This window comes from Pseudomonas promysalinigenes (genome assembly GCF_014269025.2).
GTDB lineage: Bacteria > Pseudomonadota > Gammaproteobacteria > Pseudomonadales > Pseudomonadaceae > Aquipseudomonas > Aquipseudomonas promysalinigenes.
The window spans coordinates 679,264-693,838 of sequence record NZ_CP077094.1 but is presented as its reverse complement, the minus strand read 5'-3'; the positions used below and the strand labels follow the sequence as shown (position 1 = coordinate 693,838).

General features: G+C 61.5%; 13 protein-coding genes and 1 pseudogene. 5 read left to right on the top strand and 9 right to left on the bottom strand.

Features of this window, described 5'->3' with window-relative positions:
- Positions 1 to 57: 57 nt before the first annotated feature.
- The 5 genes from carA to grpE form a co-directional block, all read right to left on the bottom strand.
- Positions 58 to 1,194 carry a glutamine-hydrolyzing carbamoyl-phosphate synthase small subunit gene (gene carA, locus HU725_RS03275; protein WP_060478645.1) on the bottom strand — a complete coding sequence of 379 codons (1,137 nt, stop codon included), beginning with the start codon at positions 1,192 to 1,194 and terminating at the stop codon, positions 58 to 60.
- Positions 1,195 to 1,449: 255 nt separating this feature from the next.
- Entirely contained in the window at positions 1,450 to 2,253 is an 804-nt protein-coding gene (dapB, locus tag HU725_RS03270) for a 4-hydroxy-tetrahydrodipicolinate reductase (protein WP_186478857.1), read from the bottom strand.
- 13 nt (positions 2,254 to 2,266) lie between these two features.
- Positions 2,267 to 3,391 (bottom strand): molecular chaperone DnaJ, encoded by a 1,125-nt coding sequence (gene dnaJ / locus HU725_RS03265; protein WP_060478647.1) that lies wholly within the window; start codon positions 3,389 to 3,391, stop codon positions 2,267 to 2,269.
- Between the two features lie 197 nt (positions 3,392 to 3,588).
- A complete protein-coding gene (gene dnaK, locus HU725_RS03260) occupies positions 3,589 to 5,514 on the bottom strand; it encodes a molecular chaperone DnaK (RefSeq protein WP_186478858.1) in 1,926 nt (641 codons plus the stop codon).
- A gap of 102 nt (positions 5,515 to 5,616) precedes the next feature.
- Positions 5,617 to 6,171 carry a nucleotide exchange factor GrpE gene (gene grpE / locus HU725_RS03255; RefSeq protein WP_060478649.1) on the bottom strand — a complete coding sequence of 185 codons (555 nt, stop codon included), beginning with the start codon at positions 6,169 to 6,171 and terminating at the stop codon, positions 5,617 to 5,619.
- A 193-nt stretch (positions 6,172 to 6,364) separates the two neighbouring features.
- Between grpE and recN the strand changes: the two genes are divergently transcribed.
- Positions 6,365 to 8,038 carry a DNA repair protein RecN gene (recN, locus tag HU725_RS03250; protein ID WP_186478859.1) on the top strand — a complete coding sequence of 558 codons (1,674 nt, stop codon included), beginning with the start codon at positions 6,365 to 6,367 and terminating at the stop codon, positions 8,036 to 8,038.
- 63 nt (positions 8,039 to 8,101) lie between these two features.
- Here recN and fur read toward each other — a convergent pair whose 3' ends face one another.
- Entirely contained in the window at positions 8,102 to 8,506 is a 405-nt protein-coding gene (fur, locus tag HU725_RS03245) for a ferric iron uptake transcriptional regulator (protein ID WP_060478651.1), read from the bottom strand.
- Between the two features lie 97 nt (positions 8,507 to 8,603).
- Here fur and HU725_RS03240 point away from each other — a divergent pair, with 97 nt between their 5' ends.
- A complete protein-coding gene (locus HU725_RS03240; protein WP_186478860.1) occupies positions 8,604 to 9,137 on the top strand; it encodes an outer membrane protein assembly factor BamE in 534 nt (177 codons plus the stop codon).
- A 60-nt stretch (positions 9,138 to 9,197) separates the two neighbouring features.
- Here the strand turns inward: HU725_RS03240 and HU725_RS03235 are convergent.
- A pseudogene (locus HU725_RS03235) lies at positions 9,198 to 9,314 on the bottom strand (RnfH family protein); the annotation flags it as partial.
- Positions 9,315 to 9,356: 42 nt separating this feature from the next.
- Entirely contained in the window at positions 9,357 to 9,797 is a 441-nt protein-coding gene (locus tag HU725_RS03230; protein WP_186478861.1) for a type II toxin-antitoxin system RatA family toxin, read from the bottom strand.
- Positions 9,798 to 9,960: 163 nt separating this feature from the next.
- On the opposite strand from HU725_RS03230, the gene smpB reads away from it, so the two are divergent.
- Positions 9,961 to 10,443 (top strand): SsrA-binding protein SmpB, encoded by a 483-nt coding sequence (smpB, locus tag HU725_RS03225; protein WP_003249914.1) that lies wholly within the window; start codon positions 9,961 to 9,963, stop codon positions 10,441 to 10,443.
- 161 nt (positions 10,444 to 10,604) lie between these two features.
- Here the strand turns inward: smpB and HU725_RS03220 are convergent, their stop codons facing one another.
- Positions 10,605 to 11,372: an FCD domain-containing protein gene (locus tag HU725_RS03220; RefSeq protein ID WP_186478862.1), complete on the bottom strand. Its 768-nt coding sequence runs from the start codon at positions 11,370 to 11,372 to the stop codon at positions 10,605 to 10,607.
- A 255-nt stretch (positions 11,373 to 11,627) separates the two neighbouring features.
- Here HU725_RS03220 and HU725_RS03215 point away from each other — a divergent pair, with 255 nt between their 5' ends.
- Together HU725_RS03215 and lldD are read left to right on the top strand one after the other, a co-directional pair.
- Positions 11,628 to 13,298: a lactate permease LctP family transporter gene (locus HU725_RS03215; RefSeq protein ID WP_060480027.1), complete on the top strand. Its 1,671-nt coding sequence runs from the start codon at positions 11,628 to 11,630 to the stop codon at positions 13,296 to 13,298.
- 63 nt (positions 13,299 to 13,361) lie between these two features.
- On the top strand, positions 13,362 to 14,507 hold the full coding sequence (lldD, locus tag HU725_RS03210) for an FMN-dependent L-lactate dehydrogenase LldD (RefSeq protein WP_060480026.1): 1,146 nt from the start codon (positions 13,362 to 13,364) through the stop codon (positions 14,505 to 14,507).
- Positions 14,508 to 14,575 lie beyond the last annotated feature (68 nt).

Genomic DNA, 14,575 nt, shown 5'->3' with positions numbered 1-14,575 from the left:
TGGGTCAGGCGCTTCCGGGCGCGGCGCGAGCCGGCCCGGGGCCTTGATGCAAAATGCTCAGCGGCGCTTGGCCATGGCATCGGTGAAACGATCGAACAGTGGCGCGACGTCGGTCGGGCCTGGGCTCGCTTCAGGGTGGCCCTGGAAGCTGAACGCGCTCTTGTCGGTGCGCTCGATACCCTGCAGGGTGCCGTCGAACAGCGACTTGTGGATGGCGCGGACGTTGCCCGGCAGGGTGGCTTCGTCAACGGCGAAGCCGTGGTTCTGGCTGGTGATCATGACCACGCCGGTGTCCAGGTCCTGGACCGGGTGGTTGGCACCGTGGTGGCCGTGGCCCATCTTCACGGTCTTGGCGCCCGAGGCCAGGGCCAGCAGCTGGTGACCCAGGCAAATGCCGAACACCGGGATGTCGGTTTCGAGGATTTCCTTGATCGCCTGGATGGCGTAGTCGCACGGCTCCGGATCACCAGGGCCATTGGACAGGAACACGCCGTCCGGATTGAGCGCCAGCACTTCGCTGGCCGGAGTCTGGGCAGGCACCACGGTCACGCGGCAGCCGCGGGCGACCAGCATGCGCAGGATGTTCAGCTTGACGCCATAGTCGAACGCAACCACGTGGTACGGCAGGTCGGCCGCGTCGATGGTCGGGTGGCTGTCGGTTTTCAGCTCCCAAACACTGGAGCGCCACTCATAGCGCTCCTTGGTGGAAACAACTTTGGCCAAGTCCATGCCTTTAAGGCCTGGGAAGCCACGGGCAGCGGCGATGGCGGCCTCTTCGCTGATGTTGTCACCGGCCAGGATGCAGCCGTTCTGAGCGCCTTTCTCACGCAGGATACGGGTGAGGCGACGGGTGTCGATACCGGCGATGGCAACGACGTTGTTAGCCTTGAGGTATTCAGGCAGCGACTGGGTGTTACGCCAGTTGCTGGCCAGCAGCGGCAGGTCACGAATGACCAGGCCAGCGGACCAGACACGGTTCGACTCGGCGTCTTGCGGCGTGGTGCCGGTGTTGCCGATGTGCGGGTAGGTCAGGGTAACGATTTGCTGCGCGTAGGAAGGGTCTGTAAGGATTTCCTGGTAGCCGGTCATAGCGGTGTTGAATACCACCTCACCAACGGTCTGACCGTCGGCACCAATGGCTTCACCGCGAAAAATACTGCCGTCGGCAAGGGCGAGTATGGCTGGCTTTGTCAAGAAGACCTCCCGTTAATCAAGCATGAAAGGGCGATCGCAGGTTGCAAAAAAGCGGAGTGACGTATGGACACGTCACCCCGCTTTTATGTGCTGAATTCAATTCGCTGCGCGCTTTTAGTGGACACACTAAAGCTGTAGCTTACAGAAAAGTGCGTTTTGGGTCTACCGCATATGTGCCTCTAAAACACATCAATGCGACAGACCGGCATTGGCGTGGCCTGCTTCGTAGGCTTACCCGCGAAGCAGGCCAACAGCTCAACGCAGTTCGAGCACGTCCTGCATGTCGTACAGGCCCGCAGCGCGCCCATCGAGCCACAGCGCCGCACGCACCGCGCCCTTGGCGAAGGTCATGCGGCTGGACGCCTTGTGAGTGATCTCCAAGCGCTCGCCATCCGCTGCGAACAGCACCGTGTGATCGCCCACTACATCACCGGCACGTACAGTGGCGAAACCGATGGTCTTGCGGTCACGCGCCCCCGTCTGCCCCTCACGGCCATAGACTGCCACTTCCTGCAGGTCACGCCCCAGGGCATTGGCGACCACTTCACCCATGCGCAGCGCGGTACCCGAAGGCGCATCGACTTTGTGCCGGTGATGCGCCTCGATGATCTCGATATCGACATCATCACCCAGCACCCGCGCCGCCATATCCAGCAGCTTGAGGCTGAGGTTGACGCCCACACTGAAGTTCGCGGCGAAAACGATCGGTATGTCCTTGCCAGCCTCGGCCAGCAAGTGCTTCTCCTCGACCGTGAAACCGGTGGTGCCGATCACCATCGCCTTGCCGTGCTTACGGCAGAACGCCAGATTCTTCAGAGTGACGGATGGGTGCGTGAAATCGATCAGCACATCGAATTCGTCGGCCACCTTGACCAGATCATCGGACAACAGCACGCCGATCCGACCGAGGGCTGCCAGCTCACCGGCATCAGCACCGACGAGCGAGCTGTCAGGGCGATCGACCGCCGCCGTCAGCCCCGCACCCGGGGTTTGCTGCACGGCTTCGATGAGGGTCTTGCCCATCCGCCCTGCTGCGCCCATTACCGCAATACGTCGCATAGCTTATTCCTTGTCAGAGATCGCCGAAGAAGCGTTTAACACCATCGAACCAGCCACTGGCCTTGGGCGAATGGGAGCTATCGCCTTCCAGCGAACTGCGCAGCTCTTCAAGCAGCTCACGCTGACGGCGGCTGAGGTTGACCGGGGTTTCCACCGCAACACGGCACAACAGGTCACCGGCACCACCGCCGCGCACTGGTGCTACACCCTTGCCACGCAAGCGGAACTGCTTGCCGGTCTGGGTACCCTCCGGGATTCTCAGCTTCACACGGCCATCGAGGGTCGGCACTTCCAACTCACCGCCCAAGGCAGCATCGGTGAAGCTGATCGGCACTTCGCAATACAGATGCTTGCCATCGCGCTGGAAGATCTCGTGCTCACGCACGTTGATCACCACGTACAGGTCGCCAGTCGGGCCACCGTGGGTCCCCGCCTCGCCTTCGCCCGACAAACGGATACGGTCGCCCGTGTCGACGCCCGCCGGCACCTTGACCGACAGAGTCTTGTATTCCTCGACACGGCCTTCGCCATGGCACGAGGTGCAGGGGTCGGTGATGATCTTGCCTTGGCCGTGGCAGCGAGGGCAGGTCTGCTGCACCGAGAAGAAGCCTTGCTGCATGCGCACTTGGCCGATGCCACCGCAGGTTGGGCAGGTGGAAGGAGTCGAGCCCTTCTTGGCGCCAGAACCATCGCATGGCTTGCAGTTGACCAGCGTAGGCACACGGATGCTGACCGTGGTGCCACGCACCGCTTCTTCCAGGTTCAGCTCAAGGGTGTAACGCAGGTCGCTGCCACGCTGGGCACCGCCACGGCCGCCACCACGCCCGCCACCAAAGAAGTCGCTGAACACGTCACCGAAGATGTCGGAGAAGTTGGCACCACCGAAGCCTGCACCGCCGCCACCCATGCTCGGATCGACGCCGGCATGGCCGTACTGGTCGAACGCCGCGCGCTTGCTGGCATCGGACAGCACTTCGTAGGCCTCGTTGGCCTCCTTGAACTTGTCTTCCGACTCTTTATCGCCTGGGTTGCGGTCGGGGTGGTACTTCATCGCCAGGCGGCGGTAAGCCTTCTTGAGGTCAGCTTCGGTGGCGCCGCGCTCGACACCCAGGACCTCATAATAATCACGCTTGGACATAGGTCATTTGCACCTTTTGGGGCGTCCGGCATCTGCGCCGCGCCATCAGCGCCTGCCTAGAGGCCACGGATGGCCCGGACAAACGCTGTAAAAAATCTCGAATTCCAGATACGCCAACGCGGGAGCAAGCCCCCGCGCGGCGACATCCTACCAGTTCACCGGCCTAAGCCGGTGAGCGGGTCGACAACCTGCAAGAATTACTTCTTGTCGGCGTCTTTGACTTCTTCGAACTCAGCGTCAACCACGTCGTCGTGCTTGGCTTCAGCTTCTGGCTGCTGTGCACCGCCCTGAGGCTGCTCAGCTTGTTGCTCGGCGTACATCTTCTGAGCAACTGGGGCCGAGACCTTGGACAGCTCTTCGACCTTGGCGTCGATGGCAGCTTTGTCGTCGCCTTTGACAGCGGCTTCCAGGGCAACCACAGCAGCTTCGATCGCGGTCTTCTCTTCAGCGGTGACCTTGTCACCGGCATCAGCGACCATCTTGCGAGTCGAGTGCACCAGCGCATCACCCTGGTTACGGGCAGCGGCCAGCTCTTCGAACTTGCGGTCTTCCTCGGCGTTGGCCTCGGCATCACGCACCATGCGCTCGATTTCTTCATCGGACAGGCCGGAGTTGGCCTTGATCACGATCGACTGGGTCTTGCCGGTGGCCTTGTCTTTGGCGCTAACGTGCAGAATGCCGTTGGCGTCGATGTCGAAGGTCACTTCAATTTGCGGCACACCACGCGGTGCTGGCGGAATGTCAGCCAGGTCGAACTTGCCCAGCGACTTGTTCTGCGCAGCCTGCTTACGCTCACCCTGCAGCACGTGAATGGTCACAGCGCCCTGGTTGTCGTCGGCAGTCGAGAACACCTGCGACTTTTTGGTCGGGATGGTGGTGTTCTTCTCGATCAGCGGGGTCATCACACCGCCCATGGTTTCGATACCCAGGGTCAGCGGGCTGACGTCCAGCAGCAGCACGTCTTTCACATCACCCGCCAGTACAGCACCCTGGATGGCAGCACCCATGGCCACGGCTTCGTCGGGGTTAACGTCCTTGCGTGCTTCTTTACCGAAGAAATCAGCAACAGCCTTCTGCACCATCGGCATACGGGTCTGGCCACCGACCAGGATCACGTCGTCGATCTTGCTGGCGTCGATACCGGCGTCCTTGAGCGCGATGCGGCAAGGCTCGATGGTACGGTTGACCAGGTCTTCTACCAGCGACTCCAGCTTGGCGCGGGAGATCTTCACGTTCAGGTGCTTAGGACCGGTTGCGTCTGCAGTGATGTACGGCAGGTTGACGTCGGTCGATTGAGCCGAGGACAGCTCGATCTTGGCTTTTTCAGCGGCTTCTTTCAGGCGCTGCAGAGCCAGTGGATCGTTTTTCAGGTCCATGCCCGACTCTTTCTTGAACTCGTCGACGAGGTAGTCGATCAAGCGCATGTCGAAGTCTTCACCACCGAGGAAGGTGTCGCCGTTGGTGGCCAGTACTTCGAACTGGTGCTCACCGTCGACTTCGGCAATTTCGATGACCGAAACGTCGAAGGTACCACCACCGAGGTCATAAACGATGACGGTATGGTCGCCCTTGGCCTTGTCCATGCCGTAAGCCAGCGCAGCAGCGGTCGGCTCGTTGATGATACGTTTTACGTCCAGACCGGCGATACGGCCGGCGTCTTTGGTGGCCTGACGCTGGCTGTCGTTGAAGTAGGCCGGAACGGTGATGACCGCTTCGGTGACAGGCTCGCCGAGGTAGTCTTCGGCGGTCTTCTTCATTTTCTTCAGGACTTCGGCGCTGATCTGCGGCGGAGCCATTTCTTTGCCGCTGGCTTCAACCCAGGCGTCGCCGTTGCCGGCTTTGACGATCTTGTAGGGAACCAGCTTGATGTCTTTTTGCACGACATCTTCTTCGAAGCGGCGGCCAATCAGGCGCTTCACTGCGAACAGGGTGTTGTGCGGGTTGGTGACAGCCTGACGCTTGGCCGACTGACCTACCAGGATTTCGCCGTCGTTGGCGTAGGCCACGATCGAAGGGGTAGTACGCGCACCTTCGGCGTTTTCGATGACCTTGACGTTACCGTTTTCCAGAATGGAGACGCACGAGTTGGTGGTCCCCAGGTCGATACCGATGATTTTGCCCATGTTAACTCTCCCGAAACTTGAATTTTTCAGCAGCGGCTGTTTCTAGCCAACTGTGGTAATACTTGAGTGCTTGACACTTAAATGGGGATGCCCGGAAAGATTTCAAGCCTTCTCATCGATAGAAGGTTGCGCGGCTGCCGGGGCCTTGCTCACCACCACCATGGCAGGGCGCAGCAGGCGGCCGTTGAGCAGGTAACCCTTCTGGAACACGTTGAGTACGCTGTTAGGCTCAACGTCCGCGCTCTCCTGCATGGCCATGGCCTGGTGGTGCTCAGCGTTGAATGGCTGGCCGTGCGGGTCGATGGCTTCGAGGTTGTAGCGCTTGAGGGTGTCCTGGAACATCTTCAGGGTCAGCTCGACGCCTTCACGGGTATTCTTGACTTGCTCATCCTCAGGGTCGAGGTGGGTCAAAGCCATTTCCAGGCTGTCGATCACCGGCAGCAGGTCGCCCGAGAACTTCTCGAGGGCGAACTTGCGCGCCTTGTCGACCTCCTGCTCGGCGCGGCGAATGCTGTTCTGCGCTTCGGCAGCAACACGCAGGGACTGATCCTTGGCGGCGGCCAGCTGCTCCTCGAGCTCCTGAACGCGGGCGCCGTTATCCACTGCACCAGCCTCTTCGGCATTAAGGTCTTTTTCATTCAGCTGTTCGTCAGCCATGGGTTCTCTCCTCCGCAATTTCTGTTGTACGAGCAAAGCTCGCCGTGTCTGCGGGCTATATGGGGCCGGAAAAACCAGCTTCAAGGGGCAAGCAGGTTTTTGCCGGCCGCAACAGTTTCCGCCAAGGGGCATTGGCAGGTCTGAAAAAAGTACTGTATAAATAACCAGACCTGAACTTCGGGAGCCGTCCACCATGCTGGTGCACCTGTCCATTCACAACTACGCCATCGTCGAACACCTCGACCTCGAAATCGCCCGCGGCATGTCGGTCATCACCGGCGAGACCGGCGCTGGCAAATCGATCATGCTCGACGCCCTCGGCCTGGCCCTGGGCGACCGCGCCGACAGCGGCGTGGTGCGCCCCGGCACCGACAAGGCAGACATCCTGGCCACATTCGACCTGGTGGACATCCCCGAAGCCCATGCCTGGCTGGCAGAGCGCGACCTGGCCAATGACGGCCCTTGCATCCTGCGCCGGGTCATCACCGCCGAAGGCCGCAGCCGCGGGTACATCAACGGCACGCCCTGCCCGCTTGGCGACCTCAAGGCACTGGGCGAGCTGCTGATCGACATCCACAGCCAGCACGAACACCAGTCATTGCTCAAAACTGACACCCACCGCCGCCTGGTGGACGAATACGCTGGCGCCGTCGACCTTTCCCGCCAGGTGCAGCTGGCCGCCAAGCGCTGGAACCAGACACGCCTGGAGCTCGAACGGCTGAGCAACTCCGGCGACGAACAACGCGCCCGCCACCAACTGCTCAGCTACCAACTGGAAGAGCTCGACAACCTCGGCCTGGGCGAAAACGAACTGGAGCAACTGGAGCAGGAGCACAAGAACCTGACCAACGCCGAAGCCCTGTTCGGCATCTGCCGCCAGGTCATCGACCAGTGCAGCGAAAGCGATTCGGGCAACGTGCTCAGCGCCCTCACCGCCAGCCTCAACCGGCTGGGCGCCGCCACCAATGCGCCGCGCGCGTTGAGCGAGGCGGCCAACATGATCGCCAGCGCGCAAATCCAGGTCGAAGAAGCTGTGGGGGAGCTCAACCGCTTCCTCGACAATTTCGATGCCGACCCCATGCGCCTGCAAGCCCTGGAGGAGCGCCTAGACACCATCTATACACTGGCGCGCAAACACCGCGTGCACCCCACCGAGCTGCCGCGGCTGCAGCAGCAACTGATGGATGAACTTGAGGGCTTGAACGCCAGTGACGAGTCCATCGAGCGCTTGGGCGAGGAGCTGGCCGCTTTTGCCCAGCACTATAAACAGAAGGCGCAGGAGCTGAGCGCTCTACGCCAGCAGGCCGCCAAGCAGCTGGCAGTTGCGGTCGAGCAGGAAATCCAGCGCCTGGGCATGCCAGGCGGGCGGTTCTGCATTGAACTCACCCCCAATGAAAGCGATGAGCTGTCTGCCCATGGCCTGGAGCAGGTCGAACTGCTGGTCAGCGCCAACCCCGGGCAGCCGCTCAAGGCCCTGGCGAAGGTGGCTTCCGGGGGTGAGCTGTCACGGATCAGCCTGGCAATTCAGGTGATCACTGCGCAGACCTCACGCATCCCCACCCTGGTATTCGATGAGGTCGACGTCGGCATCGGTGGCCCGACTGCCGAAATCGTCGGCCAGTTGCTACGCCGCCTGGGCGAGCGCGGCCAGGTATTGACCGTGACGCACCTGCCACAGGTCGCCGCGCAAGGGCATCACCATCTGTTTGTGCACAAAGTGCGTAACAGCGACACCACCCACACGGCTGTGACCAGCCTGGGCAAACGTGAACGGGTCGAGGAAGTGGCTCGAATGCTGGGCGGCATCGACCTGACCAAGGAATCCCTCGCCCACGCTCGCAAGATGGTGGTGTCAGGTAAAGCCTGAGTTACCCCAGAAAGCACAAAGGCGACCCGAAGGTCGCCTTTGTTATTGGTAACGGAGAAATCGTTACTTTTTCTTGCGCACGTAGAGGACCAAGTTATGGTCCACCAGCTCGTAGCCATGCTCGGCCACGATCTCCCTCTGGCGACGTTCGATTTCTGCGTCCATGAACTCGATTACTTCACTGGTATCAACGTTCACCATGTGGTCATGGTGGCCGCCATCAGCCAGTTCGAACACCGCGTGGCCACCGTCGAAGTTGTGGCGCACCACCAGTCCTGCTGCTTCGAACTGGGTCAGTACGCGATACACGGTTGCCAGACCGACGTCCTCGCCAGCCTCCATCAGCGCCTTGTAGACATCCTCGGCGCTCATGTGACGTTGCTCGGCAGAGTCGAGCATTTGAAGGATCTTGACTCGAGGCAGTGTCACCTTGAGACCGGCTTTGCGCAGTTCGCTATTTTCAACCATGGTCAGCTTTCTCGCCGATGCTGCTTCGCAGCTTCTCTTAATACGGGTATGATCGGTGTTTACGTTGTCCAGCCAAGATAGTGGAAGTCGCCCACCGATGCAAAACACCAAGCTCTTGCTAAACAGCCTCGCCTTCGCGGGACTGCTCGCACTCGCCGGTTGCTCGTTTCCCGGGGTTTACAAAATCGACATCCAGCAGGGCAATGTCGTCACGCAGGACATGATAGACCAATTGCGCCCGGGAATGACCCGCCGGCAAGTAAGGTTTATCATGGGTAACCCGCTGTTGCAGGACACTTTCAACACCAATCGTTGGGATTATCTGTACAGCCTGCAACCCGGTGGCGGCCAGCGCCAGCAGGAACGCATGAGCATCTTCTTCAACGACAGCGACCAGTTGGTCAGCCTGTCGGGTGACTTCATGCCAGGGGTGAGCCGCGACCAGGAAATCCTTGGTGGCAGCGGCAATACCACAGTCAGCCCAGCTACCCAGCCAGGGGAAGCCACACCGCAACCGGAAGAAAAACCGGCCAAGCCAGGCTCGACGGAAGAAGCCATCCAGCGCGAAATCGACACCATCGAGACCACACCGGTCCCGACACCCGCGCCGCTGGACACTTCGCCGCAGTAAAAGCCGGCTCCAACAAAAAGCCCGGATCATGGTCCGGGCTTTTTGTTGTGTGGGCACTGCCACCAGCTTGCCGAAAATACCGACTGGGCACTGCTCGACATCCAGGCCTTGCACCTGCCTGGCAATACCCGAGCAATGCAACGCTTCACGCACGGTCGCCCCATGCGGGGGGGGCACTCACCAACAGCTACTGACGCTCAGGCCGTGGCGTAGGCCACCTCAACCTTTGGCATTGAGCTCTTTGGCACGCTGGCAAAACGCATCCACCAGGGTATTGGCTGCCTGATTGAACAGCGGCCCCAGGGTTGCGCGCACCAGGGCGCCGGCGTAATCGAAGGTGAGGTCCAGGCTGATCTTGCAGGCTTTATCACCCAGCGGCTTGAACACCCACAGGCCATGCAACTGGGTAAACGGCCCCTCCTCCAGGTTCATCTCGATGGACTGGCCCGGCACCAGCACATTACGGGTGACGAAGTGCTGACTGATGCCGCCCTTGGCCACATCCAGCTTGGCGCGCATGTGAGTCTCGCTGGCCTCGATCACCGTCGAGGCCGAGCACCAAGGTAGAAATTCAGGGTAACTGGCCACATCGTTGACCAGATCGTAAAGCGCCTGGGCAGGGTACGGCAGCAGGGCGGAGCGTTGAATATGGGTAGTCATCCAGGCATCACTTCCAAGGCTGGTTGGCGGCGCTTCGCAGCGTGCCGAAAACAGGTTCTGTACAAAGAACAGGCTTTGTATTGTCCGGTATTCATTGCAGTGGCTCAAGCACACCGAAATCCCGTAGCCGACCGCACGATGAGTTGCCTATAATGCCGCCCCTATGGCTAAACAAAAGAAACATCCGACCGGGACCATCGCGCAAAACAAGAAAGCGCGACACGATTACTTCATCGAGCACAAGTTCGAGGCCGGGCTGGTCCTGTCCGGTTGGGAAGTAAAAAGCCTGCGGGCCGGCAAGGCGCACCTGACCGACAGCTACGTGCTGCTCAAGGATGGCGAAGCCTGGCTGTTCGGCAGCCACATCACCCCGCTGACCACCGCCAGCACCCACGTCATCGCTGACCCCACCCGCACCCGCAAGCTGCTGCTGAACAAGCGCGAGCTGGAGCGCGTGGAGGCCGCCGTGGCGCAAAAGGGCTACACCTGTGTGGCCCTGGCGCTGTACTGGAGCAAGCACCTGATCAAGTGCGAGATCGCGCTGGGCAAGGGTAAGAAGGAGTTCGACAAGCGCGACACCATGCGCGAACGCGACTCCAACCGCGAGCTTCAGCGGGCAGTGCGCAACAAGGGTAAGGAAGAGTGAGTCTTCACTAGCCTGGCCCGACCGCTTCGCGGGTGAACCCGCTGCCACAGGGTATGCACGGAGCTTGAAATCTGCGCATTAGCTGTGGCCCCTCACGGATTAGCACAGGGCCTTGGAACCTGCGCACTGTCTGTAGGAGCAGGTTCACCCCCGAACAATCATCAATGCCCGCTGCGCCGCTCCGCACGTGCCACGCGTTGCGCTTCGTGTTGCGCTTCTTCCAGCACCTCCTGCACATACAGAATGTGCCGGCTGGACACCTCCCGGGCATCCTCCGCCCTGCCCTCGACGATCGCCTGATACAACTCGCGGTGCTGGCTGATCAGCATGTCGCGTGTTTCCGTGCGCTGCTGGTACATGCCACCAATGTTGGTCACCACATTGCGCTTGAGCAGGTCGAACAAGCCTCTGATCGTATGCAGCAACACCGCGTTATGACTAGCCTCGGCAATGGCCAGGTGGAAACGCGCATCGGCCGCGCCCTCTTCGGCACGGGTTGCCTCGTCGGCCCGCGCATAGCAGTCCTGCAAGGTATCGAACGCCTCCTTCAGCCGCGCCCGATCCGGCTCGGTGGCGCGCTGGGCGGCGTAATAGGCACAGGACGCCTCCAGCGTATGGCGAAACTCCAGCAGGTCGCGCTGCGCCTCGGTGCTGTGCTCGAGCAACTGCAGCAGCGGGTCGCTGAACGTCGAGCCCAGGGCCTGCGCCACGTAATTGCCCCCGCCCTGGCGGCTGACCAGTAACCCCTTGGCCACCAGCTTCTGGATTGCCTCGCGCAGTGACGGGCGCGACACCCCGAACTGTTCGGCCAGGACGCGCTCGGCCGGCAACCGCTGCCCAGACGTCAGCGTGCCTTCAAGGATCATCCCTTCCAACCGATCGACGATATCGTCGGACAGGCGCCGTTGGCGAACCTGATCAAAAACCATCACTTGCTCTCCACAAACCCCGACCTATTCAGCGGGCTGCCTATTCTCGCCGATCCGCGCCGCCCCAGCACGCCTCAGCCGACGATTTTCGCAATGAAACAGCCGGCCGTTCATCGCCACGCGACCAAGGTTTTACACGGGACAAATTGACACACCCCCAACCGCGCTTTTAACCTAGCGACCAGCCATTGTAAATTGGTCTTACCAATTATCCAATGCCAGTGCCTGACCAACAACAATTAGGGGCCACCCCATATGCAAACCTGGCAACAACTCTATACCCCGCTTGGTAGTCTCGGCCTGTCCGCGCTGGCGGCGGTCATCCCTATCGTGTTCTTCTTCCTCGCCCTGGCCGTGTTCCGCCTCAAAGGCCACGTGGCAGGCAGCATTACCCTTGCCCTGTCGATCCTGGTGGCTATTTTTGCCTTCCAGATGCCTGTCGACATGGCCTTGGCTGCTGCAGGTTATGGCTTCCTTTACGGCCTCTGGCCCATCGCCTGGATCATCGTTGCCGCGGTGTTCCTGTACAAACTCACGGTCAAGAGCGGCCAATTCGAAGTGATCCGCAGCTCGGTACTGTCGATTACCGACGACCAGCGCCTGCAAGTGCTGTTGATCGGCTTCTGCTTCGGTGCCTTCCTCGAAGGCGCAGCCGGCTTCGGCGCACCGGTCGCCATCACTGCGGCCCTGCTGGTAGGCCTGGGCTTCAACCCGCTGTACGCCGCTGGCCTATGCTTGATCGCCAACACTGCCCCTGTGGCGTTTGGCGCCCTGGGCATCCCGATCATCGTGGCCGGCCAGGTCACCGGTATCGACGCCTTCCACATTGGCGCCATGACCGGCCGCCAGCTGCCGCTGTTGTCGCTGTTCGTGCCGTTCTGGCTGGTATTCATGATGGACGGCCTGCGTGGCGTGAAGGAAACCTGGCCTGCCGCCTTGGTCGCTGGCCTGAGCTTCGCCGTCACCCAGTACTTCACCTCCAACTTCATCGGCCCCGAGCTGCCAGACATCACCTCGGCCCTGGCCAGCCTGATCTGCCTGACGCTGTTCCTGAAAGTGTGGCAGCCCAAGCGCGCATTCGCCGAAGCCAAAGCCAGCGTCGGCGCTGCGGTGGTGCAGCCAAGCGGCAGCCAGCCGACCCCTTACAGCTTCGGCGAAATCTTCAAGGCCTGGTCGCCGTTCCTGATCCTAACCGTGCTGGTGACCATCTGGACCTTGAAGCCCTTCAAGGCGGCCTTCGCTCCGGGCGGTGCGATGTACAACTTCGTGTTCAACTTCGCGATCCCTCACCTCGACCAGTTGGTGATCAAAACCGCACCGATCGTCACCGCACCTACGGCCATGCCTGCAGTGTTCAAACTTGACCCGATCTCGGCCACCGGCACCGCCATCTTCCTCTCGGCGCTGATCTCCATGGCCGTGCTGAAGATCAACTTCAAAACTGGTCTTACCACTTTCAAAGAGACGTTCTGGGAGCTGCGCTGGCCGATCCTGTCGATCGGTATGGTGCTGGCCTTCGCCTTCGTCACCAATTACTCGGGCATGTCCTCGACCATGGCCCTGGTACTGGCCGGTACTGGCGCCGCCTTCCCGTTCTTCTCGCCGTTCCTCGGCTGGCTGGGCGTGTTCCTGACCGGCTCCGACACTTCCTCCAACGCGCTGTTCAGCTCGCTGCAGGCCACCACCGCGCACCAGATCGGGGTCAACGACACCCTGCTGGTCGCGGCCAACACCAGCGGCGGCGTGACCGGCAAGATGATCTCGCCGCAGTCCATCGCCGTGGCCTGCGCCGCCACTGGCCTGGTTGGCAAGGAGTCGGATTTGTTCCGCTTCACCGTCAAACACAGCCTGTTCTTCGCCACCATCGTCGGCCTGATCACCCTGATTCAGGCGTATTGGCTGACCGGCATGCTGGTTCATCACTAAAGTGAAAGGGGCCGGGCGCAATGACGCGCCCGGCATCGCCTTCAACCCACGCTGCGAGAATCCATGATCATTTCCGCCTCCACCGACTATCGCGCCGCGGCCCAACGCAAGCTGCCCCCCTTCCTGTTCCACTACGCCGACGGCGGCGCCTACGCCGAGCACACCCTGCGCCACAACGTCTCGGACCTGGCCAGCATTGCCCTGCGCCAGCGCGTACTGAAGAACATGTCTGCGCTGAGCCTTGAAACCAAACTGTTCGATGAAACGCTGAGCATGCCCGTGGCCCTGGCCCCAGTCGGCCTCACCGGCATGTACGCCCGCCGGGGCGAAGTGCAGGCGGCGCGTGCAGCGGCGGCCCACGGCATCCCCTTCACCATGTCCACCGTGTCGGTGTGCCCGATCGAAGAGGTGGCGCCAGCCATCGACCGGCCGATGTGGTTCCAGCTTTATGTGCTCAAAGACCGCGGCTTCATGCGCAACGCCCTGGAGCGGGCCAAGGCCGCTGGCGTCAAAACCCTGGTGTTCACCGTCGACATGCCAGTACCCGGCGCCCGCTACCGCGACGCCCACTCCGGCATGAGCGGCGCCAACGGCCCGATGCGCCGCGTGCTGCAGGCCATGACCCACCCCCAATGGGCGTGGGACGTCGGCGTGATGGGCCGGCCCCATGACCTGGGCAACATCTCCAAATACCGTGGCAACCCCACGGGCCTGGCCGACTACATCGGTTGGCTGGGCAATAACTTCGACCCCTCCATCTCGTGGAAGGACCTGGAATGGATTCGCGAATTCTGGGACGGCCCGATGATCATTAAAGGCATCCTCGACGCCGACGACGCCCGTGACGCAGTCAAATTCGGCGCTGATGGCATCGTCGTGTCCAACCACGGCGGCCGCCAGCTCGACGGCGTGCTGTCCAGCGCCCGCGCACTGCCGGCGATTGCCGATGCGGTCAAAGGCGATTTGAAGATCCTCGCCGACTCCGGCATTCGCAGTGGCCTGGACGTGGTACGCATGATCGCCCTGGGCGCCGACACCGTGCTGATCGGCCGCGCCTTCCTGTGGGCCTTGGCTGTGCATGGCCAGGCCGGGGTGAAGAACCTGCTTGAGCTGTTCGAAAAGGAAATGCGCGTGGCCATGGTGCTCACCGGCGCCAAGTCGATCAGCGAAATCAACCGCGATTCGCTGGTCCGCGAACTGGGCGCCTGAGCGCCCCCTCCCGTACCGCCTGAATGACCGGGGCACGCCGCGCGCCAGACGCCGCGGCCCCGTGAGGA

Bases quoted from the DNA above. Each gene is read 5' to 3' on its own strand.
- smpB (WP_003249914.1), top strand. From the start codon at position 9,961: ATGGCTAAACAAAAGAAACATCCGACCGGGACCATCGCGCAAAACAAG.
- HU725_RS03220 (WP_186478862.1), bottom strand. From the start codon at position 11,372: ATGGTTTTTGATCAGGTTCGCCAACGGCGCCTGTCCGACGATATCGTC.
- HU725_RS03215 (WP_060480027.1), top strand. From the start codon at position 11,628: ATGCAAACCTGGCAACAACTCTATACCCCGCTTGGTAGTCTCGGCCTG.
- lldD (WP_060480026.1), top strand. From the start codon at position 13,362: ATGATCATTTCCGCCTCCACCGACTATCGCGCCGCGGCCCAACGCAAG.
- dnaJ (WP_060478647.1), bottom strand. From the start codon at position 3,391: ATGTCCAAGCGTGATTATTATGAGGTCCTGGGTGTCGAGCGCGGCGCC.
- dapB (WP_186478857.1), bottom strand. From the start codon at position 2,253: ATGCGACGTATTGCGGTAATGGGCGCAGCAGGGCGGATGGGCAAGACC.
- HU725_RS03240 (WP_186478860.1), top strand. From the start codon at position 8,604: ATGCAAAACACCAAGCTCTTGCTAAACAGCCTCGCCTTCGCGGGACTG.
- recN (WP_186478859.1), top strand. From the start codon at position 6,365: ATGCTGGTGCACCTGTCCATTCACAACTACGCCATCGTCGAACACCTC.
- grpE (WP_060478649.1), bottom strand. From the start codon at position 6,171: ATGGCTGACGAACAGCTGAATGAAAAAGACCTTAATGCCGAAGAGGCT.
- dnaK (WP_186478858.1), bottom strand. From the start codon at position 5,514: ATGGGCAAAATCATCGGTATCGACCTGGGGACCACCAACTCGTGCGTC.
- HU725_RS03230 (WP_186478861.1), bottom strand. From the start codon at position 9,797: ATGACTACCCATATTCAACGCTCCGCCCTGCTGCCGTACCCTGCCCAG.
- fur (WP_060478651.1), bottom strand. From the start codon at position 8,506: ATGGTTGAAAATAGCGAACTGCGCAAAGCCGGTCTCAAGGTGACACTG.